General features: G+C 61.5%; 1 pseudogene. It reads left to right on the top strand.

The annotated features are described in order from the left end of the window. Positions 1-176: 176 nt before the first annotated feature. Positions 177-530, top strand: a pseudogene (locus NKH97_RS33260) (hypothetical protein); the annotation flags it as partial.

Raw genomic sequence — 530 nt, 5'->3', positions numbered from 1 at the left:
TTGCCGAGCGGGGGGTCTTGCTGAACTCTCCGTCCTCCGTCCCGTCTGGCTCCGCGTCTGTGCGAGAAATTCGCGGACCGCAGACTAAAGGCTTTGAAGTGATGGGACAGAGGCAAGCGCAGCCAGTCGCGGCCACAGTGGAACGCAAGCTGCCGGTTGTGTCGGATAGCAGGCGCGTGAGCCTCGACTATACCAATGCCGACATTCGCCAGGTCGTGCAGGATGTCGTAGGCGATGTCATGAGCATGCCCTTTACCATCGATCCTGGCGTCGGAGGGAAGATGACCCTTCATACAGCCCGCCAAGTGCCAGCGAGTGAGGTGCTGCGGCTACTCGACAAAGCGCTGGGACCGCACGGCTATGGACTGGCTGCGGGTGAGCAAGGCATTCGAGTGGGGCGCTTGGCCGATCTCGCTGGCGGCATCCAGACCAACGTTCAAGTTATTCCTGTGCAGTATGTCGACCCGGCTGAGGTCATCGGAGTAATCCGACCGAACTTGGAGGAGGGTGTGCGCCTCACGCCAGCCCCC

Source organism: Mesorhizobium sp. M0870, assembly GCF_040319775.1.
Lineage (GTDB): Bacteria > Pseudomonadota > Alphaproteobacteria > Rhizobiales > Rhizobiaceae > Mesorhizobium.
This window is presented reverse-complemented; position numbering and strand designations above follow the sequence as displayed.